The sequence below is a fragment of the Paenibacillus sp. FSL L8-0644 genome (assembly GCF_038008165.1).
GTDB classification, from domain to species: Bacteria; Bacillota; Bacilli; order Paenibacillales; family Paenibacillaceae; genus Paenibacillus; species Paenibacillus polymyxa_D.
On sequence record NZ_JBBOYN010000001.1, the window covers coordinates 1,322,828 to 1,341,322 of the forward strand.

Annotated in this window: 20 protein-coding genes, 2 pseudogenes and 1 other annotated feature; of the genes and pseudogenes, 8 read left to right on the plus strand and 14 right to left on the minus strand. The window is 42.9% G+C overall.

Features of this window, described 5'->3' with window-relative positions; genetic code table 11:
- Nucleotides 1–256: 256 nt before the first annotated feature.
- Nucleotides 257–514: a YqkE family protein gene (locus tag NSS94_RS05915; RefSeq protein WP_029516109.1), complete on the minus strand. Its 258-nt coding sequence runs from the start codon at nucleotides 512–514 to the stop codon at nucleotides 257–259.
- Between the two features lie 131 nt (nucleotides 515–645).
- Here NSS94_RS05915 and NSS94_RS05920 point away from each other — a divergent pair, with 131 nt between their 5' ends.
- Complete coding sequence (locus NSS94_RS05920) at nucleotides 646–1,878, plus strand: MFS transporter (RefSeq protein ID WP_341038930.1); 1,233 nt, start codon at nucleotides 646–648, stop codon at nucleotides 1,876–1,878.
- Between the two features lie 150 nt (nucleotides 1,879–2,028).
- Entirely contained in the window at nucleotides 2,029–2,208 is a 180-nt protein-coding gene (locus NSS94_RS05925) for an aspartyl-phosphate phosphatase Spo0E family protein (protein ID WP_023987319.1), read from the plus strand.
- Nucleotides 2,209–2,324: 116 nt separating this feature from the next.
- On the opposite strand, the gene NSS94_RS05930 is transcribed toward NSS94_RS05925, so the two are convergent.
- Entirely contained in the window at nucleotides 2,325–3,227 is a 903-nt protein-coding gene (locus NSS94_RS05930) for a DMT family transporter (protein ID WP_322251241.1), read from the minus strand.
- 154 nt (nucleotides 3,228–3,381) lie between these two features.
- Here NSS94_RS05930 and NSS94_RS05935 point away from each other — a divergent pair, with 154 nt between their 5' ends.
- Nucleotides 3,382–4,242 carry a TrmB family transcriptional regulator gene (locus tag NSS94_RS05935; RefSeq protein ID WP_029516112.1) on the plus strand — a complete coding sequence of 287 codons (861 nt, stop codon included), beginning with the start codon at nucleotides 3,382–3,384 and terminating at the stop codon, nucleotides 4,240–4,242.
- A gap of 86 nt (nucleotides 4,243–4,328) precedes the next feature.
- On the opposite strand, the pseudogene NSS94_RS05940 reads toward NSS94_RS05935, so the two are convergent.
- The 4 genes and pseudogenes from NSS94_RS05940 to NSS94_RS05955 form a co-directional block, all read right to left on the minus strand.
- Nucleotides 4,329–4,496, minus strand: a pseudogene (locus NSS94_RS05940) (hypothetical protein); the annotation flags it as partial.
- A 238-nt stretch (nucleotides 4,497–4,734) separates the two neighbouring features.
- Nucleotides 4,735–5,817 (minus strand): bifunctional 3-deoxy-7-phosphoheptulonate synthase/chorismate mutase, encoded by a 1,083-nt coding sequence (locus NSS94_RS05945; RefSeq protein WP_029516113.1) that lies wholly within the window; start codon nucleotides 5,815–5,817, stop codon nucleotides 4,735–4,737.
- 88 nt (nucleotides 5,818–5,905) lie between these two features.
- Nucleotides 5,906–6,176 (minus strand) — a binding site (T-box leader).
- Nucleotides 6,177–6,277: 101 nt separating this feature from the next.
- A complete protein-coding gene (locus NSS94_RS05950) occupies nucleotides 6,278–6,457 on the minus strand; it encodes a hypothetical protein (RefSeq protein WP_029516114.1) in 180 nt (59 codons plus the stop codon).
- A gap of 91 nt (nucleotides 6,458–6,548) precedes the next feature.
- A complete protein-coding gene (locus NSS94_RS05955; protein WP_029516115.1) occupies nucleotides 6,549–6,809 on the minus strand; it encodes a hypothetical protein in 261 nt (86 codons plus the stop codon).
- A 183-nt stretch (nucleotides 6,810–6,992) separates the two neighbouring features.
- On the opposite strand from NSS94_RS05955, the gene NSS94_RS05960 reads away from it, so the two are divergent.
- Together NSS94_RS05960 and NSS94_RS05965 are read left to right on the plus strand one after the other, a co-directional pair.
- Nucleotides 6,993–7,280, plus strand: coding sequence for a hypothetical protein (locus tag NSS94_RS05960; protein WP_023987328.1), 288 nt, complete (start codon nucleotides 6,993–6,995; stop codon nucleotides 7,278–7,280).
- A gap of 132 nt (nucleotides 7,281–7,412) precedes the next feature.
- Complete coding sequence (locus NSS94_RS05965) at nucleotides 7,413–9,302, plus strand: sensor histidine kinase (protein ID WP_029516117.1); 1,890 nt, start codon at nucleotides 7,413–7,415, stop codon at nucleotides 9,300–9,302.
- A gap of 99 nt (nucleotides 9,303–9,401) precedes the next feature.
- On the opposite strand, the gene NSS94_RS05970 is transcribed toward NSS94_RS05965, so the two are convergent.
- The 4 genes and pseudogenes from NSS94_RS05970 to NSS94_RS05985 all read right to left on the minus strand — a co-directional run.
- A complete protein-coding gene (locus tag NSS94_RS05970; RefSeq protein WP_013309068.1) occupies nucleotides 9,402–9,638 on the minus strand; it encodes an NHLP leader peptide family RiPP precursor in 237 nt (78 codons plus the stop codon).
- Between the two features lie 75 nt (nucleotides 9,639–9,713).
- Nucleotides 9,714–10,649: a hypothetical protein gene (locus NSS94_RS05975; RefSeq protein WP_029516118.1), complete on the minus strand. Its 936-nt coding sequence runs from the start codon at nucleotides 10,647–10,649 to the stop codon at nucleotides 9,714–9,716.
- Nucleotides 10,650–10,826: 177 nt separating this feature from the next.
- Nucleotides 10,827–11,900: a polysaccharide deacetylase family protein gene (locus NSS94_RS05980; protein WP_039269442.1), complete on the minus strand. Its 1,074-nt coding sequence runs from the start codon at nucleotides 11,898–11,900 to the stop codon at nucleotides 10,827–10,829.
- 82 nt (nucleotides 11,901–11,982) lie between these two features.
- Nucleotides 11,983–12,225, minus strand: a pseudogene (locus tag NSS94_RS05985) (hypothetical protein); the annotation flags it as partial.
- 393 nt (nucleotides 12,226–12,618) lie between these two features.
- Here NSS94_RS05985 and NSS94_RS05990 point away from each other — a divergent pair.
- Nucleotides 12,619–13,089, plus strand: a complete 471-nt coding sequence (locus NSS94_RS05990; protein ID WP_029516120.1) for a hypothetical protein — start codon at nucleotides 12,619–12,621, stop codon at nucleotides 13,087–13,089.
- Nucleotides 13,090–13,174: 85 nt separating this feature from the next.
- Here the strand turns inward: NSS94_RS05990 and NSS94_RS05995 are convergent, their stop codons facing one another.
- From NSS94_RS05995 to NSS94_RS06005, 3 genes are all read right to left on the minus strand, one after another.
- Complete coding sequence (locus tag NSS94_RS05995) at nucleotides 13,175–13,669, minus strand: hypothetical protein (protein WP_029516121.1); 495 nt, start codon at nucleotides 13,667–13,669, stop codon at nucleotides 13,175–13,177.
- A gap of 92 nt (nucleotides 13,670–13,761) precedes the next feature.
- Nucleotides 13,762–14,268 carry a DJ-1/PfpI family protein gene (locus tag NSS94_RS06000; RefSeq protein ID WP_069010368.1) on the minus strand — a complete coding sequence of 169 codons (507 nt, stop codon included), beginning with the start codon at nucleotides 14,266–14,268 and terminating at the stop codon, nucleotides 13,762–13,764.
- Nucleotides 14,269–14,438: 170 nt separating this feature from the next.
- Nucleotides 14,439–14,888 (minus strand): AbrB/MazE/SpoVT family DNA-binding domain-containing protein, encoded by a 450-nt coding sequence (locus tag NSS94_RS06005; RefSeq protein ID WP_341038934.1) that lies wholly within the window; start codon nucleotides 14,886–14,888, stop codon nucleotides 14,439–14,441.
- A gap of 204 nt (nucleotides 14,889–15,092) precedes the next feature.
- Between NSS94_RS06005 and NSS94_RS06010 the strand changes: the two genes are divergently transcribed.
- Both NSS94_RS06010 and NSS94_RS06015 read left to right on the plus strand, forming a co-directional pair.
- Nucleotides 15,093–16,490: a helix-turn-helix domain-containing protein gene (locus NSS94_RS06010; RefSeq protein ID WP_069010370.1), complete on the plus strand. Its 1,398-nt coding sequence runs from the start codon at nucleotides 15,093–15,095 to the stop codon at nucleotides 16,488–16,490.
- Between the two features lie 238 nt (nucleotides 16,491–16,728).
- On the plus strand, nucleotides 16,729–16,998 hold the full coding sequence (locus NSS94_RS06015) for an aspartyl-phosphate phosphatase Spo0E family protein (protein WP_141695431.1): 270 nt from the start codon (nucleotides 16,729–16,731) through the stop codon (nucleotides 16,996–16,998).
- Nucleotides 16,999–17,178: 180 nt separating this feature from the next.
- On the opposite strand, the gene NSS94_RS06020 is transcribed toward NSS94_RS06015, so the two are convergent.
- On the minus strand, nucleotides 17,179–18,405 hold the full coding sequence (locus tag NSS94_RS06020; RefSeq protein WP_165144524.1) for an acyltransferase: 1,227 nt from the start codon (nucleotides 18,403–18,405) through the stop codon (nucleotides 17,179–17,181).
- Nucleotides 18,406–18,495 lie beyond the last annotated feature (90 nt).

Here is an 18,495-nt window from a genome sequence, read left to right on the forward strand (position 1 = left end):
CATTTTCTATCATACTTTTTTGCTGGGGATAAGGAAATACGGGTTTGAAAGCCGTATTCTTGACCCATACTGCTGCTATTCCCAAGGAAAGGGGCAGGATCATGATGGAGGTAGACAAAAAGCTGGCAAAAGGTCTCATATGGGGTATGGCGTTCAGTCTGCCGGTTTGGGTAGGGGTGCTGTACTCAGTACAACATATTCGTGACTGGCTATAACATAAAGCGTAAAGATAGGCCAAAACCGTTATGGTTTTGGCTTATTTGTATTTGTGCCAGTCCAAATTGCTGTTATTCAGCAGATGCTCAAAGTTGTTATCTAGCTTCTTCTGTTCAGCTTTTTTTGCTTCGACGGCACGCTGCCGTTCGTCTTCTTTACGCTTGTCCTGTTCTGCTTGGGCTTCATTGGCTTGAGCCTTAAGCTTATTCAGCACATCCTGACTCAACAGATCCTTTAACGTAGCAGGTTTGTCCTGAGGCGCAGGAGCAGGGGAAGACGAATTTCTTTTCTTAGCCATGTCATCATCTCCATTCCATTCGATTATATCAGCTTCTTCACGGTTGTTCCACGATGGAAGGATGAGGGGGGCGGTAGACTTTTCTAATTGAGGGGGTAATAATGGAATGAGCAGAAGGGACGTGTGGCATCATGCATCTATATTGGAAGCGAAACCTGGTCATTTTGTGGATTGGCGTGTTGTTTTGCAGCATGGCCTATTCCGTGTCTATTCCGTTTTTACCTATTTTTCTGAATACGGAAATGGGCGTAAATGATCATTTGGAACTGTGGTCGGGGACTGCCTTTGGAGTCACTTTTTTAGCCAGTGCGCTGATTGCCCCATTTTGGGGTTCGCTTGCAGATAAATATGGACGTAAGCCGATGCTGATTCGTTCAGGCTTTAGCCTGGCGGTGTTGTACCTGATATGTGCCTTTGTGACAGATCCATATGTGTTCGTAGGAGTACGACTGTTTCAAGGCCTTCTATCCGGGTTTATTCCTGCTGCGATTGCGCTGGTCGGAACGGGTTCGCCAGAAGAGAAAACGGGCTATGCGCTCGGTATAATGGCGACCGCTGGGGCGACAGGCAGCATTATAGGCCCGTTGATCGGTGGTGTAGTGAGCCATTATTATGGCAATCGGAATGCCTTTTTTTTCTCTGCAGCTCTTGTACTGGTATCTGCATTAATTGCGACCTTTGGCGCTAGAGAGGACAGCTTCAAGGGAACCCGTACCCGCTCGCATGTTCGTGATGATATCAAGGAGGCTATTGCTAACCGGCCATTGTATTTTTTGCTTATTTTGGCGGGATTAAGCACCTTTTCTGTTATGATACTGGAACCATTAATTACGGTATATGTGCTTGAGATGGGAGTTGACCGCAGCCAAGCGTCTCTAAGTTCCGGGATTGTATTCTCAGCCGTAGGCATTGCGGCGGTGTTGATGGCTCCTCAATGGGGACGGATTGGGGGACGGACCGGATTTGCACATGTGCTGCTGATTGGACTGATTGGTTCGGGAATCGGGAACATCTTACAATTTTATGTAACCAACTTCGTTGGTTTTGGTGCGCTTCGGTTTGGATATGGATTGTTTTATGCGTCCGTCATGCCTGCTATCAACGCAATGACTGTGGAGGTTACCAAGCCGGAGTTTCGCGGACGAGCCTTTAGCTTGAATCAATCAGCCACCCAACTCGCGACCATGGCGGGGCCGTTGATTGGCGGCATGCTTGGCAGCTGGATGCCAATCCGCTGGATCTTTGTGTTAAACGGTGGCATATTGCTGCTTGCAGCGTTGTTGCTATGGGCCAAGGGAAAAAACGTTTTTCCGGTTTCAGCCAAGAAGAACGTCACGGATCAGGATATTCATTCTGCCGGATAGGAGAATGACAGCAGATTGTCTAATGGCATAAGCTTAAGGCTCCTAGAGCAGGTCTTTTTTTGCGCGATTAGATAATTATCCCAAACCTTTACTTTTAGTATACTTATTCATAACCCTCTACACTGATAATATGACAAGGAGGGATATATTATGATAAGAGACGACATTTTGCGTCAACAGCTTGAGAATGCTCGTCAAAAGCTGTATATTTTGCAAGCAAAACATGGTTTTAATCATGCCAGTGTGCTCAGACAGTCTGTAATTATGGATAACCTCATCAATCAATATAACCACCTTTTTTATATAAAAGAAAAAAAACCGACGGCATAAATGTAACCGATGGGCGAGAAACTTTTGGTAAGGTCACTCGCCCTTGTATTGTAGCGCTGATACTTATAACAACGATGCTTGTTTTAACTTTTCTAACTAGTGTGCAATCTATCATTTTAGGTACGGTTTGTTTGATGGGCACTTAGTAAAACACCGATAATAACGACCAAACCGCCGATGATTTGGCGCCATGTAATCGTTTCTTGCAAAAGCAACACAGAAAATAAGACTCCAAATATCGGAACCAAATTCATCAGAGAAACGGAACTGCTCGGTGACAGCTTGATTAATCCGTAATTATAAAGCAAAAACGCGATAACGGAGCAGAATACACCCAGATATACTAACAACATAAACGATCCTGTTGTTGGAACCTGCCAACGATCCTTTTCTAATAGAGCCAACGGTATAAAAAAGATACTCCCTGCAACGGTTTGATAAAAAGATAACGTCACGGGTGGATATTTGTCCACAACCTTACGCGTCATGAAAGTGTAAAACGCCCACGCAAAACCCGTTCCAATCAATATTAAATTTCCGATGAGTTGATTCTTACTATCCGAACTTTCGCCAACTGAAGTCAAGAAATATACCCCGATCATGGCCAGTGCTATGCCGCAGATTTTATATTTGGATAATTTCACTTTATACAAAATAAGTTCAAGCAGCGATGTAATTGCGGGATATGATGCAACAATTAATGCTGCGTTGGAAGCGGTAGTCAGGCTAACCCCTATATTCTCCATTGAAAAATAGAGAGTGATTCCCAAAACACCACTAAACGAAATCGTAGCCAAATCTTTTGGCTTTACTTTGACATGTTCTTTTTTAATCAGCAAAACGATACCTAGCACAACGGAAGCTATAATAAATCTGGATAGACCCAAGGTAAGAGGGGGGAACGTCGTGTAGGCTGCTTTGGTGGCAATAAACGATGTACTCCAGATCAATAGGGCCAGGATCGTAGAACCGTAGTAAATCCTGTTGCTTTCGCTGTGATGAGTTATGACTTTGTTCAAGTTAAATCCTCCCTGAGGTAATCCCCTGTGAAATACAATAGTTGCTACTATGGTGACTACTATAAAAACGTTACTAAAAAGATAGTGTGTATATCAGTTTTTGTCAAGGGGAAGTGATATAGTAAGGATGAACACGAATTGAGGAGAAGACGTCATGAAACCAAAACCAAATATATTAGAAATTCTACGGGATTTGAATTTTAGTGAATATGAAGCCAAGGCTTATGTGACCTTATTGGAAAGCTCTCCGCTTTCGGGATACGCCGTTTCATTGAATTCCGGGGTTCCGAGATCCAAAATTTACGAGGTTTTGTCTGGAATGGTCAACCGTGGGGACATCATGGTCAGTCAAGAAAATACGCCTCTGTATGTGCCGCTTCCGCCACATGAATTGATTGCCCAGAGAAAACGCAAAGCAGAGCAGATTTTCAATGTGGCGCAAGAGAGTTTGGAGCAGTACACGGCATCATTTCAAAACAGAGAGAATATTTGGAATATTTCGGGGTATGAAGCCATTATCAATCGCATAAATGAAGGGGTAAAAGGAGCAAAACACCGAATTTTATTGGAAATTTGGAAAGAGGATGCCGAGGTGTTCCGAGATGCCTTAGAGCAAGTAGCCCAACAAGGAATTGAAGTAATCATTGTAGCGTATGGGGAGCTTAACTTTGATTTCGCTACTGTTTACCGCCATGATATGAGTGAAGAGATTACGTCCGAAATTGGGGGTCGGTGGATTGTACTTAGCATAGACGACCGGGAGGTCGTAGCTGGCATACTTTCACTTGGTGATGACAGCCGCGCTGCATGGACGTTGCATCCGGGTCTGGTGATGCCGATTACGGAGGTGATTATTCATGATATTTATATCATGGAAATCCTATATGAGTTCCGTGAACAATTAGAAGAGAAATTCGGCCCTAATCTAATTCATCTTCGCAATAAATTTGCTATGGGTCCGAATGGCAAAGGATATTATATTCCTTTGACTGAAAAAAGCATGAAACGTGTATAGAGATTGTCTGAGGTCCGATGTGCAAAAATAAACAGGCCCATGGAGTGTTATTCCATGAGCCTAATTTTATTGGATGTTGTGTTCTATTATTTTACGGTTACAATCACACGTTGATAATGCTTTAAAGGATGTTTTCCATTGTCCTGTACTTCTGCAATGATATGAAGCGTATTCCCTGACTTAGCATCTGCGGGAACTGTGAAACTAACTGCATTCGTATCACTACCTTGCAAGTCAATCGTGTTTACTTTCTCTCATTTTTGTTCCCCACTCTGAACGCTCCTATGATGTTTTTTAGGATTATGACCATGTAAGTATTCTTTTTATTCAAGATTTAGGCATAAAAAAACCTAAACATATATATGTCTCAACAATAGTTGAGCATATATACATTTAGGTTTTGCCTGCATGATCAGTCACAATCCTGATCCGATTTTACATCAATGTCCGAGAAAATGAAAGCGGTTTACAAGTCCCAGCATAAAATTAGTTTTACGCTTTGAATAAACCGGATTCTTTGACTTCAGATAGGAAGTTGTGGAACTCAGGAATGTTCAGCTGTTGCTGAGCATCGGACAAAGCGACTGCCGGGTTCGGATGGACCTCCACCATGATACCGTCGGCTCCAGCAGCCAGGGCAGCTTTGGCGCAAGGGGCCAGGATGTCCTTACGGCCTGTCGAGTGAGTCACGTCCACCAATACAGGCAGATGACTTTCCTTTTTCAAAATCGGAACAGCGGAAATATCCAGCGTGTTACGCGTCCATTTTTCGTACGTACGGATACCGCGTTCAATCAGCATGACTTGCGTGTTACCACGGGAAACGATGTATTCAGCAGCATGAAGAAACTCTTCCATTGTTGCAGCCAGTCCGCGTTTGAGCAGAACCGGAGTTCTTGTTTCACCCGCAGCTTTGAGCAATTCAAAGTTGTGCATGTTACGCGCACCAATTTGAATAATGTCGATGTATTGGATCGCTTCCTCCAAATGTCTTGGATCGACGATTTCACTGATTGTAGCCAGTCCGAACTCATCACCTACACGTTTGAGAATTTGCAGTCCTTCCACGCCCAGTCCTTGGAAATCGTACGGAGACGTACGTGGTTTAAACGCGCCACCACGAAGAATCGGCACACCGGCTTCCTTGAGAGCCGCACCTACTTCACGAGTTTGCTGGTAGCTTTCCACCGAGCATGGACCTGCGACCATGATGGAGGCTTTGCCGCCTACCAGCGTATCTTTAACCTTAATAATTGTGCTATCTGGTTGATTTTTGCGGCTGACGATCAGATGTTTTTTGTGTTCTTCTTTTTGATAGTTCAAAGAAGCCTTGAAAATATTTTTGAACAGTTGGCGAATCGTAGCATCGTCAAAAGGCCCACGGTTAGCCGCGATCAGCTTGTCCAGCATTTGTTGCTCACGTACCGGATCAAAGTCAGGTACCCCTTGAGCTTCCTTCAATTTTCCAAGTTGTCCGGCCAGTTCAGCGCGTTGGGACAGCAGCTCCAGCAATTGCAAATTTGTAGCATCGAGTTGTTCACGCAGCAGCTCCAAAGAATTTTCATTTGTAGACATACAGTACTACACCCTTCCCGAATTTAATTTGTTTTTTCTGTCAGTCCATGGACTTTTTTGCAGAAAATAACACAAAAAGGCACTCGCCGCAAGGGACGAATGCCGTGGTACCACCCTAATTACAGAAGTATACATACGAATCGTCAACGTCGTTCAGTCGACAGCAGTAACTTCTGAGCTTGATGCCCGTAACGGGGGCTTCCGGAAACCTCTACTCGGACAAAGGAATGAATCCTTCTGTCGGTTCAAGGCTCGACTCGGGAGTGAATTTCAACGCGGGATTGCGGTACGCTCTCAGCAATTCGTACCTTTCTGTGGGAATCCATTAGACGTTTACTTGTCTCCGTCGATGTCTTTGTTCATGGTATTCAAAAGATTTGACCTTATTTTAAACAAAGTAGGTGCAGAAGGCAAGCCCTGATTATCAGGTTCAAGTTTTTGCCCTTGAATTGCTGCCCTTTTATTTTCCTTGATCCCTGGGTTCGGGATTCGCAGATGCGACTCCTCGTGGGTTATCTTCGGTCGAGGTATCGTCCGTATTCGTCTTGTCCGCAGTCCTACGGTCGTCTGCTTCCACAGGATTCAAGGCTTTATACCGTTTGTATTCCATATCGGCCTGAGACATCGGATCTTTATACATAGGAGATCAGTCAACTCCTTTCTGTTATACACTACATTACCCGCATAGCAGAATGGGTAACCGTTTTCTTTCACTCGATAAAATGAAGTGGTTAATCCAGCATATCGTCGCTTTCCAGTTGATCTTCTTCATCCCCATCGGTACCATTCAGCAAATCGGTACCATGCAGGAATTCGGCAGGAGCAGAAGGATCAACGGGACTGTTCGGTGTCAGTTCATCGGCATCTGGTACGTCCTCCAGAGGAGTATCCGGCCCTTCGGTCAGATTCTCCCAGTTGGTTTCTGCATTTTGCAGAGAAGGCTCAAAATCATTGTCATGTAGCTCAGTAGTTCGATCGTCACGATTTGCCATGTTGCTCAGCTCCTTTACTTTTTGTTGCTTATTCCGACCTTACCCAAACAGCGGAACGGCTAAACCTTCAGTTAGTGTGTCTGTAGGAAGTTAAAATCATGCGAATAGGGAGATGCCCATTCTCAATTAGCGTTTTTTTGGTAACTGCTGTGATATGATAAAGAAGATAGGGAGGGATATGAATTGGAATGGTACATGTTTGGTCCGATGATTAGTCGTATCCGCGTAGGACAAAAGGCATCTACCCCGGGATTTTCCCGCACCCTCATTCGACGCCCGGAAGGCTTATACTGGACAGATGGCGGACAGGCCGGAAAAATAGTAGAAATACGCGATTATTTATTTTCCGATATTTGGACGATCTATGAAGATGAAGATTGTGAACCATGGTTGGGGCTTAGAGAGCAGAAAGAGCGGCGCGAACAGGAAATGATCATTAATCAATATGAAGATTTTACAAAAAATGAGTAAAAAGAACATGATATCCTTCTTGTGAAGAAGGTATGCACATCATCGTATAGAATAATATAATTTCAGGACGTAAAAAATGTTAAAACGTATACAAACTTGTAAATCCTACTATGTAACTTTGAGGTGCTTAATATGAGGCATGTGCCCAAAGCTGTCGCCGCCCTGCTAGCGGTCATTGTGATGCTGTTGTCGCTGGGTCACTCCGCCTATGCGGCCAAAATGACCCCGGAAGGGGATTATAAAATACCCTCCTGGGATATGAGATGGGGAGAGGTAGACGAGGATGGCTCTTTAGATGAGGTAAAGAATCCCAGCAAGATCTGGATGCATATTGAAGATGATACACAACTGCTTAGGCAGCCTGGCAATATAGGCTCCGCCTGGATTCGTATTAAGTTACCTTCGCTAAATGATGAAACGCCAGCGATACTTTTTGAAAATATTTATGGCAGGCATATTACGCTGTATAAGGATGGGACCAATTTTTACGAATCCTACCGTGGGTACAATTATGAGAATAATCGTATTCTGATTCCGCTGAAGCCGGAAGACAGCGGTAAAACATTATACATATGGACGGAAAGCAGTAAGAAAAGACTGGGCATCATCGGTAATGTGATGACCGGTGATTATCGCGATTTGTTGGGGACCTTGGTCAGAATGGATGTTTTAGATATTGTACTGGGCAGTACGTTTATCTTTATCGCCCTGGTGCTGCTGATCTGCTCGTTTTTTCTGTTCCGTCCGAGTATGGCCATGTGGCTGTCCCTAAGTGCGATTGTATTGTCTATTGGTCTGATGATCGTAACGTATTCACCATTCTTGTATACATTCTATCGCGGCTATGGCAAGCTGTACTTACAACTTTTTGATGTGGCACTATTTATTCTGCTGCCCTCATTAGCCTTCTTTTTTGAGCAAAACATCAATTCGATTATACTGATTCGTAAATTCAGAAAGTTGTTAACCGCCTACTCTTTGTTCTGCTTTACCATGATGATTGTGAATTTAGGAGCACAGGAGCGGTTGAACAACATATATTATTTTTTTAGTGTAGTCATTCTGGGTATATTACTCGTCGCCTTAATGATACTGCTGGTATTTGCTTCGGTTCGCATGGCACTTAAGGGTGATCACGAAGCGATCATCTTATCGACAGGCTTTGCATTTTTTGCAGTCATCTCTATCGGGGAACTGAGCTGGTTTTTCATTCTGGACGGACACTACAATATGTTTTTGTGGAAATGGGGCGTGTTCGGTTTTGTACTGGCGTTGATCGCGATTTTGGGCAGAAGACTGGCAGAAAAGCACAAGCAGGTGGTTCGGTATTCCAGAGAACTGGAAATGTTCAATAATGAGCTTCAACGTTCGGAGAAAATGGAGATTATTAGCGATCTGGCTGCATCTGTAGCTCATGAGGTACGTAATCCCCTTCAAGTTACACGTGGATTTCTTCAGTTGATGAGCAAGCAGGAGGATGGTAAGAACAAAGACTATCTACATATCGCTCTGGAGGAGCTGGATCGAGCTTCCGCGATTATTACTGATTTTCTGACCTTTGCCAAGCCAGAATTTGACCAAACCAAAACGTTGACCATATTGGACGAATTCAAGCATATTGAAGGAATCATCAGTCCAATGGCTAATTTGCAAGGTGGAAAAATTTCGCTGGATATTCCCCAGGAAATCAAAGTACGCGGGAATTCCTCCAAGTTCAAGCAGGCGTTCATCAATATCATCAAAAACAGTATTGAAGCGCTGCGAGACCAGGGGCTTATTCATATATGGGCTTATGTGGATAACGGAGAAGCTGTCATTCATATTCGGGATAATGGTGAAGGGATGGATGCTCAGACTTTATCCAGACTAGGTGAGCCTTATTTTTCGAATAAGACAAAAGGCACGGGTTTAGGAATGATGGTGACTTTTCGGATTATTGAAACGATGAATGGAAAAATAACTTTTACAAGTGCAAAAGGGGTGGGAACAGAAGCGACCATCCGCTTCCCCGTAGCCGGATAATATCCGGCTTTTTTGCGTTCGGAGAAAACGGAGGGAAGCTTGCTGAGCCCACCCCTATGAGGTTAAGGAATCTAGATTAAATAAGCATTAACAATCATTCTACCACATTGAGCGAGGTTTCTGGGATGCAGCGAGCACGCCGGAGGGGTCTGGAGGAATTACCAGAAAAAACTGATCAGGCGTTTCTTCTAATGTTTTGATTTGGATATGATCGGGGATCACGACTCCTAACACATCACGAATTGCAGATTTGGGATCAGTCATCAGTTTCTCTCTGAAACTGGCATCCTCCCAAGCTTTTTGAATGACTTGTGTTTGAAGAACTTCAGTAGCCATCAAAAATCACCCTCTCATTCAATTGGTTATATTTACCTAGTCAGTATACCACGAAGGGCTCAGAAAAATCTAGCATTATTTCATATTTTTGGAGAGCCAGTAGTCAAGTCCGCCTCTTCTCAAATGCGAGCGTCCGCCTTCAATTTCTGCCGCCACTTCGCCCAGCTCAGCTGCGATAGAATGTGCAAAGCTATGTAGGCCGTGGATAGAAGGCTCCAGGGTCTCTAACTGTTGGACTGCTTGATCGGCAATGTTCACATAGCTGGCAAGCGCACCGCGTACATAAATCGCTTCCTGAATCTGTTTGGGTCCCAATCCTTCACAGTAAGCCGTCTTTTGCTCGGCACTGATATGGGACAAAAGACAGTTATAGCTATGTTCGACCAAATCTTCTGACCAATCCGCCCAATCATCCGACATTTGAAGCACGAGTAGCGCCAAGTCCGTCATATTTGTAATGTTTTGAATCAGATCAGCACGGCCTGCGAGCAGCAAAGCACCCGTTCCGGCCATTTTTAATGGACTTGCTTTCAGCGCGACCTTATTTTTTTCTCCTTGAAAATAGTCCTCTGTTCCTTCGGATATCACACTAACGGCCCATTCATCAACATACGTTCGGGCATATGACCAAAAAGGAGAGGTTGCCGGAAAAAGGTCCCGATATACGCTTAGACACTCGGTATAGAATAGTTGACTTAAAGCGAGTTGCGTTTTACGGTTGTCTGCTGCTGTGTCCATCACATCGTCTTGAATTAAATAGTGAGCCATGACGAACACGTTGCCAAGTGACAGCCTGCGGCATGTTTCGGGGGGCAGTCCTGTGAGTTCTTGCAGCCAAAATGGAAGCAAATAGCATATGTAATTACGCGTGCTGTCTTCCCGCAACGGATTAAAACGCGCCAGATAGTCCAAACCCTCTTGCTGAAAGGGAGCTGGAAACGTGGACGTCCGTTCCTCCGCTTGACGAAATACTTTTTCCAATTCGTCTTTGTATGCAAAATACCATTCCATCGCCATCACCTGCATCTCTTATGAATATTTTTATAGCGACTTCTAGTTGTTACCCGCCATTATACAACAGATTGCAATTTTCAAGATTTTGTTATTTTTACATTGAGAATGTTGTAAAAAGGATATCGACAAAAATCCCGGTTGGGAAGATCCCGCCGGGATTTTGTTTTTTTTAAATTAGATGATCTCTAAATAGTCAATATAAGCATCCCATGTCCCATTATCGGCTGTTACAACAAGCTCAATCTCTTGATTTCCGGTTCCATGGCTGACATTGTTTAAAGTATAGACCGCAGGACTGCTCCCGCCGTAGTAGAAGGTACCCTTCGTTTGTCCACCAATTTTCAAGTCAACTTTGGCCATGTTGGAATTATTTGAAGCACCACGGAGTGAAAAACTATGGGTGCCGCTGGTAAAATTCTGTGTGAATTTCACTGAATCATTGTTGGAGTATAAAGCCACTCCGTTGAACGGCGAGCTGATATTTGAAGTATACTGACCGCCTTTGGTCATATTCTCTGCTTCCACTTTTGTGCCTTTGTTTGGCGGCGTTTCGCCGTTTCCGCCATCAGGCGCTACCGCCCGGCCATTGCTTGGTGAGATCATACCAGAGCAAAGGTTACGATTTTTGAGGTTCTGTGCAATTTGTGGAATAGCTTGGAGTGTAGTCTGGTACTGATCATGCATCAGGATCACATCGCCGTTTTTAAGTTTGCCCGCAGCAGCTACGATCTGTGCGGTGGAGGCGCCGTTCCAGTCTTGGGAGTCAACGTTCCACAATACTTCGGTAAGACCGTTTTGGGTCTCAATGGATTTGAGGGTTGCGTTGGTCTCGCCATACGGAGGACGGAACAACTTTGGTGCCGTGCCAGTAATGGACTGTATCGTTTGCTGCGTGCGTGTAATTTCCGATGACATCTGCGATGTGCTCAGTTGTGTCATATGCGGATGTGACCATGAATGATTACCGATCCACATGCCTGCTGCTTGCTGGTCACGTACAAGCGAAGGATTATTCTGCGCGTTTTGTCCAAGATTAAAGAGCGTCGCGCGTAAACCGTTTTGCTTCAGAGCACTAAGAAGCGCTTTGGTGTTAGAGGGATTGGGACCATCGTCGAAGGTTAACGCTACATAACCGCTCGAGCAATCAGCCGCAAGCGCCTGGTTGCTCGAGATCACCAGCGAGCCTGTGAATAAAGACAAGGTGATTGACATAATCGCCGTCCATTTTCCTGCTTTAGCTATAAACATGGGTCTACCTCCTAGCTATTTTAATATAGTATGGATGTTCCGATACTCCGAACCGATTCAACTCTTTACTAGATTTGAAATTTTAGTTGATCTCCAAATAATCAACATAAGCATTCCATGTTCCGTCATCGGCTATTACAACGAGCTCGATCTCTTGGTTTCTGGTGCCATTATTGCCGCCAATCGTAATTGTATTACTAGTTACATTGGCACTCCGACTGCTTTGGTATCCCTCTACAGTAAGTGAATCTTCATACATCTTGTCCATGTATTCCCACTTTTTGAAGTGCTCGCTGACCGATATGGTTTTGCTCGTGCGTTTGGATGTCCACAAAAATAACCTTATTTTTTTGTTTCATTGGACTTTTCTCCTGTAGCCTCACTATGATGCAGTGCATTCTGTAGTAGCTTGATGCAACATGTCTTTCCAAAAATCGAATTGTAAACGTTTACAATTCGATTTTATCATATTTTCTTTAATATATAACTTGAAATTTTTCAAGTTATATTGTAGAAAGTATAGTTATTCATTCTTGCTCACTCTACAGGATAGGGTTCCCAAGGAGCGCGTGTAGATCGAAGGTTGGGTGTAATTGTGATAGCAATGTTCATAATTTCTTTTTTCCCGTCTTATGGTTACTTAACAGGCGAAAATATGAATAAAAATAGCGGGAAAAGAAAATATTATTTTAAAAAGGATGAAAGAAGGGTCTGCAACATGAAAAAACAATGGAAACTGACCGCTGCTATCCTGTATGGAGGAGTGATGATGTATGGCACTGCGGGTGCAGCTGGAGCTTCCGGGACGGAACCGGGTAATTCGTTGCAAGCAATCACCTCCAACGCCTCTATCCAAGGGGCAGCCCGCCAATGGAATGCTGAACCACAGGACGAACACGGGCATGTTCACAGACATAGGCACGGCAAAAGGCCTGGCGGCTTGAATCACCATCTCAACGAGAAAGTAGCCAAGCTGCTGGGCATCACTCCTGTCCAGTTAGAGAAAGAGCTGGGACAAGGGAAGTCGTTGGCCGAGGTTGCTAAAAGCAAAGGCATCCAAGAAGATCAGCTTATTGATAAGTTGAAGAATGAAATGACCGTGGACTTGAAACGGCTTGTGAACCGTAAAGGCCCGATTACATTCGATCGTAAGTCCGGCGCTTCGAATGAAGCTCAATTGAAGCGTTAGCCGGGGATACCGTGGTATATCTGCTCTTGAATAAGTCGAGGAGTAGATCGTTTGACAATAAAAAAAGGATGGGGGAAACCCATCCTTAAATTTCCACTTCCTTATCTTGTGCTATGTCATATTTAGTTACTTTACTGGTGTATTTATCTACATAATAGAATCCATAAGTTGCAATGTGATCAGGGAAATCTTCGTAAACTCTTATACAATATTTAGTTCCTTCCAAACCTTCAACCATTAAGTTTAAATTATATTTAACAGCATCCTTTTTTATTTTATCAGAAAGAATATGGAGTGCTTGATTTTCTGTAATCATCTTTTGCTGTTTACCTAAATACAGTTTATTATCAATGAGGCTGATTTGTCTGCTTTCTGCAATCCCAATATCTTTAACAGAGATATACGTGTTTCCGTTGTAAATCAAGCCATCGGCAGTGTTCTTTTTTGTCCCCTCTAAAAATACATCAAACTTTTTCACAACAGCATTTACGCTTGTTCCAGATGCAGCCATTGCGGTTGCACCAGTAATCATCATACCAATGGTTAAGCCCACTAATAGCCCCTTTAATTTGTCATTCATTTTGATTACCCCTCTTATGTATGCTAATTCCCTCACTATAGTATCCTAAATATCACCATACATAAAGTGATTGTTGTGGGAGAGCAGAAGAGTCAATTATCTTTAAAGAGCTTAAAAAAATCAATGGTTTCTTTTAAATCTTCATCATCAGTATAAATGTTCATCACCTTGCCTATTTCAATTGCAAAGTCCACATACTGATTTGGTTTAGCCGTAATGATATTCTTGTGTATCTCCAGACCCGTTGGATGATTCACAGGATTTTTATAGGAGACACCTGCTATCTCCAGTAGTTCAGTGGCAGAACAAATGGTCGCTATCACTTTATGATCATTATTTAGTGTACTGATTAGAGCTAGAAGTTGCTTGTTCGTCTTTAATAGAGTGTTATCTCCACCAGGTATAATTAGGAGTTGAATATCCTCAGCAGACACTTCATCAAGGGCTACCGAAGGCGTAACTTTAAAATCCTCATAGGAAATTACAGGGTCTTTGGTTACTCCAATCGTAACAATGTCCCCTTTGGTTTTCATAAAATAGGTTGCTAGCATAATCTCAAAACTCACATAACCATCATAAATTAAAACGTGTGATTTCATTTATACACCTACTTCAACATTAGTTTTTAGCTTTGAGTCAATATACCACTTTGATAGGTTTAATTCCATAATTTACAGCAAATATAGGCTTAGAAGTTTAAATAACCAGTCGCACGAAATCAACCAGCGACTGGTTATTTAGCTTTGCTAGAATATGAGTTGAGCGATACCTATAATAGCTTTTTAAGCTGGGAAATACGGCCTTGGGATACGCCGAGCCGTTCAGCGTATTCGCCTTGCTTGGCGTTTGGATGCTCGTGCATGAGTCTTCTTAGCTTCTCAACCAAATGTTGTGAAGACAACCGATGTACACTTTTTTCTTTGCACGCAGGTTCCTTAATAACAGGTACAGGTATTTGACTCACACCTATGTTTCCCTTCAGATCGTTTATGCATTTTTTACATAAAAATGAACCCCTGAAATAGCTTAAATCCCGAACCGAATAGCATAAATGACAGCAGACTCCTATATACTTTCGCATGCTCAATAATCCTGTTTCAACATCCAAATAAAATTCTAAAGACTCACCAGCTTGAATCCCCATAGAGGTTCGCATCTCCTTAGGAATAACAATCCGGCCTAACGTATCCAAGGGACGTGTCATACCTGTATTTTTCAAGTGATCTTCTCCTTCCATTGTCCAACATCCAATGATCTCCTAAAAAAAATATAAAAATCAATAAAGTAAAAGCATTTATGTTTGTTCCAAAAGATGGTATTATCGTGAAAGAAAATCAATAATTATACCATTAGTTTCCAAACTACATTGTTTATTGAAATTGAAATTGAAATTCTATGAAAATGCTGAAAGGGTGGTTTATCCATGGAAATCACACCTACGATACAGGCAGAAATTCAAACTTATCTGAAACGAAAAGGCTTAACGATGACCAAGTTTGGTCACACGATTGATTTGAATGTAGGTACAGTTAGTAGCATTGTGACTGGTAACCGATCTATTTCTGTTCATCAACTGGATAGTATTACTGCGGGAATGAATTTACCACCGGATTATTTTTACGAACGTTATATTGAAGAATGCATTGAAGAATCTCCGCTAAACTGGAAAAAAATAAGCCCTTTCTTATACCGATGCATTGAACTAGGACGACTCGACTGCTTGCAGCGAGTTGTAATTTTGCTATTGGATAACCCTAATTATCCGCCATCGCTCTTTGAAGTTGCCGAAAATGTATACAAAGACGGTTACAACGAAGCAGCGGCATACCTTTACAAAAAGGTGGCTGAAAGTGAGAAGCAGCAGCATTCAGAGCGATTGGCGGTCTGCCAGTATCGTTTGTTCCAAATCAATATTGGACAAGATAGAGCTGTAAATCTTCAAGCTGCCATTGAATTTGCTCCTTTTGTGGATCGTTTAGACGAGATAGAGCAATTAGATGCATTAAAAGATTTGGCTAACGTCTACAGGTCATTAAGCATGTGGGACAAGGTGTATGAATTTGCCCATCAGATGGGTCAATTAGGACAGATCCAATATAATTTGGTTCATAACTCCAAGCGAAAAGGAACAGATTCGAAAAAAAAGCCAATTAGACCGTTTTTCACCTACATAGCCTATTCTGATCTAATGTGTGCTAGTGCTTGCGATGCAAGAGGGGATCATGAACAAGCATTAGAACACATTCATTGTTATGCGGATCTAAGTTGGGTGAAGGAACAAGATTCTGAGTCTCTCTATTGGAAGAAGCAATATCTGCAATGGGCGAAAATTAATACGTACGTCAATAGACTTATGTCCGGGGACATCAGTGTTCTGCCAGATTACGTAGAACATATGGCTGCCGAAAAGGAGATTTTTGCCGAGCTACTGAACGTCCTTGAAGTAGCTAATCGATATAATGTAGATGTAGATCATATCCTTCGACGCTTTGAGTCCCAAATTGCAGCGTATCAGGAACCATCATCTTCTGATACGTATACTCAACAAGTTTTATCGGAAGAATACGTACGCTTCTGGTACAAAATGGCCAAGTACAGCCTAAATAAAGGCAGATATCCATATGGTTTCAATTGTTTAATAAACGCTTTTGAAAAAGCTGTTACAATTAACCACGTACTACTTATTGCCAACTGTTTTGGATTATTTTATCATTTCAAATTACATGCGGCTCCTAAAACACAGGCTCGGTTTCAATCCATTTATGAGGAGGTGTGGGAGAAAAATGATCAAAAGGATGGCTTTCTGCTTAGCGGTAACTAGCTTTTTACTGGTATTCACAGTACCATATCAAACTGCAAACCTAAGCCATGGCACAATCCAAACACAAGGACACGTTGGTGGAATGTGATCCAAGTAATCATCATCTTCAAATTCATTACTATTGACCAGCTTATAGCTGGTCTATTTTTGTATTATTTTGTAATTTTTAGGTTCAAAAAAGATCATGACGTATTTGTACATCCCTCCTTAAAATAAGATTCAATAGGAGGTATGCAGGATGAACAGGGATAAAACGGAAACGTTAATTCAACAAATGGAACACGCCAGACAACACTTGCATGATCTTTACGCAGAGTATGGCTTCGGACATGCTTGTGTACTTGAACAGTCTATGCTTTTGGATGAACTGATTAATCAGTACAACCGTATGTATCAGACCAGAAAGCAGCCTCACCATGTTTTGGATCAGATCATTAACAACGACGATGTTATGTTCAGTCCATCCTCCCCTTTCTCTTTATGCAAAACTGTGACTTCTCCCACGTAATGTTTATTATTATTCTATATAATGACTTATTTTAAAATAAAATACATATTCATGTCATAAAATGTTAATCATTTTTTTGGGGACAGCATACTAAGGCAACAAAAAAGCAGAGCTCCATAAGAGAGCCCTGCCAAAGTCCATTGGATTTATAACCCCATGCTGAAACACAGACGCACAAGTTTAGCCAAGCTCCTGCGTGCTTTTGGAAGCGCGCTTAGAGGAAAGGAACTGGAAACGAAACGAATGCCAGTTCAACCGCTGTCTGCCTTTGGAGCCAACAATCCAGTTGCCGCCGGGCAGATGGGCAAAGAGCCAGCTGATGCCCAGAGAAACACTTGCCACGACGACAAACGTAATGAGCGTAGCTGTAAAATGATGATCACCCAGTGCAAGCGGGCGGGTGTAGTAGGATATGAAGGACAGCACGAGCGCATGGGCCAGATATCCTCCGAAGGAATAGCGTCCGATCCAGTTCAGCATACGGCGAAACGGCTCGGATCGCGTATCTTTTTGCAAATGAAGCAGCAGTCCATACAACAAAAGCAACTGCGAGACAATCAGCACGAAGGTGCTTGGTTTCAAATAAGTAGAAATATTGAGATTGATCGTATCACCCGACTGGATCAGCATTGTGTGACCCATAAGCATGAATAGACCAATAAAGACAAATACATTCCACGGTAACGTCTGTTGGGCCAATCCCCGCCAGGTGTCCGTCATATAGGCGCACACTGCGCCCAGCATAAAATAGAAAAAATACATAACAAAGTTATAAGTGCGGTAATCTAACAGAGTCTGCCAAAAGGACGGCAACCCAGTGCTCCATGCAGACATGTCATAGTAGGACCATTGTAACAACAAAGCGTAAGCCGCAGCGGCAATCAGCATAACAGCCAAAACAAGCTGTTTGCGTCTTTTCGTGCTGTAACGGCGTAGAAACGCTTGAACCTGCCCGGCTGCTTTTGAAAATAAAGGAAACAAAATATAAAACTGAAAGATCATCACTACAAACCATAGATGATATCCGCTGACGGGGATGATCATTTCCTCGAACATACCTTTGTAAAAATAAATATTTCCCCACTGCGCCGTTGACCAGTTTTGAGTACATACCCAATAAATAACCGTCCAGCAGAGGAAAGGAACATAAATATCTCGAAACCGCCTGCCAATATAGCGAGGGTAGCCAATCGGTTTGTTACCATTATAAAAAAGCAGCGCCGCAGACAGGAAAACGAACGTCGGTGTGCCAAAACGTGTCAAATGATACAGCATCGCGAGCATCACAGAATCTGGCTGTTGGATGTCGCTGCGATAAATATATTCGCCAATGCAATGCTGAAGCACGACAGCGAGGTAGGCGAGGCCCCGTAGTTCTGTCCACTCCGCGATACGCGGCTTGCTCATCCATATCACTCCTTTTCCTCAAGATACGCACATGTTTTTCCTAGCGCAATTGTAGGTATTGTAACGTAGAAACATTAGTGCAGGATTAAC

Coding starts and splice junctions, on each gene's coding strand:
- NSS94_RS06000 (WP_069010368.1), bottom strand. CDS start 14,268: ATGAAATCACACGTTTTAATTTATGATGGTTATGTGAGTTTTGAGATT.
- NSS94_RS05920 (WP_341038930.1), top strand. CDS start 646: ATGCATCTATATTGGAAGCGAAACCTGGTCATTTTGTGGATTGGCGTG.
- NSS94_RS06020 (WP_165144524.1), bottom strand. CDS start 18,405: ATGAGCAAGCCGCGTATCGCGGAGTGGACAGAACTACGGGGCCTCGCC.
- NSS94_RS06015 (WP_141695431.1), top strand. CDS start 16,729: ATGAACAGGGATAAAACGGAAACGTTAATTCAACAAATGGAACACGCC.
- NSS94_RS05980 (WP_039269442.1), bottom strand. CDS start 11,900: ATGTTTATAGCTAAAGCAGGAAAATGGACGGCGATTATGTCAATCACC.
- NSS94_RS05970 (WP_013309068.1), bottom strand. CDS start 9,638: ATGGCTACTGAAGTTCTTCAAACACAAGTCATTCAAAAAGCTTGGGAG.
- NSS94_RS05990 (WP_029516120.1), top strand. CDS start 12,619: ATGAAAAAACAATGGAAACTGACCGCTGCTATCCTGTATGGAGGAGTG.
- NSS94_RS05935 (WP_029516112.1), top strand. CDS start 3,382: ATGAAACCAAAACCAAATATATTAGAAATTCTACGGGATTTGAATTTT.
- NSS94_RS06010 (WP_069010370.1), top strand. CDS start 15,093: ATGGAAATCACACCTACGATACAGGCAGAAATTCAAACTTATCTGAAA.
- NSS94_RS05945 (WP_029516113.1), bottom strand. CDS start 5,817: ATGTCTACAAATGAAAATTCTTTGGAGCTGCTGCGTGAACAACTCGAT.
- NSS94_RS05965 (WP_029516117.1), top strand. CDS start 7,413: ATGAGGCATGTGCCCAAAGCTGTCGCCGCCCTGCTAGCGGTCATTGTG.
- NSS94_RS05925 (WP_023987319.1), top strand. CDS start 2,029: ATGATAAGAGACGACATTTTGCGTCAACAGCTTGAGAATGCTCGTCAA.
- NSS94_RS05955 (WP_029516115.1), bottom strand. CDS start 6,809: ATGGCAAATCGTGACGATCGAACTACTGAGCTACATGACAATGATTTT.
- NSS94_RS05975 (WP_029516118.1), bottom strand. CDS start 10,649: ATGGAATGGTATTTTGCATACAAAGACGAATTGGAAAAAGTATTTCGT.
- NSS94_RS05915 (WP_029516109.1), bottom strand. CDS start 514: ATGGCTAAGAAAAGAAATTCGTCTTCCCCTGCTCCTGCGCCTCAGGAC.
- NSS94_RS05950 (WP_029516114.1), bottom strand. CDS start 6,457: ATGTATAAAGATCCGATGTCTCAGGCCGATATGGAATACAAACGGTAT.
- NSS94_RS05995 (WP_029516121.1), bottom strand. CDS start 13,669: ATGAATGACAAATTAAAGGGGCTATTAGTGGGCTTAACCATTGGTATG.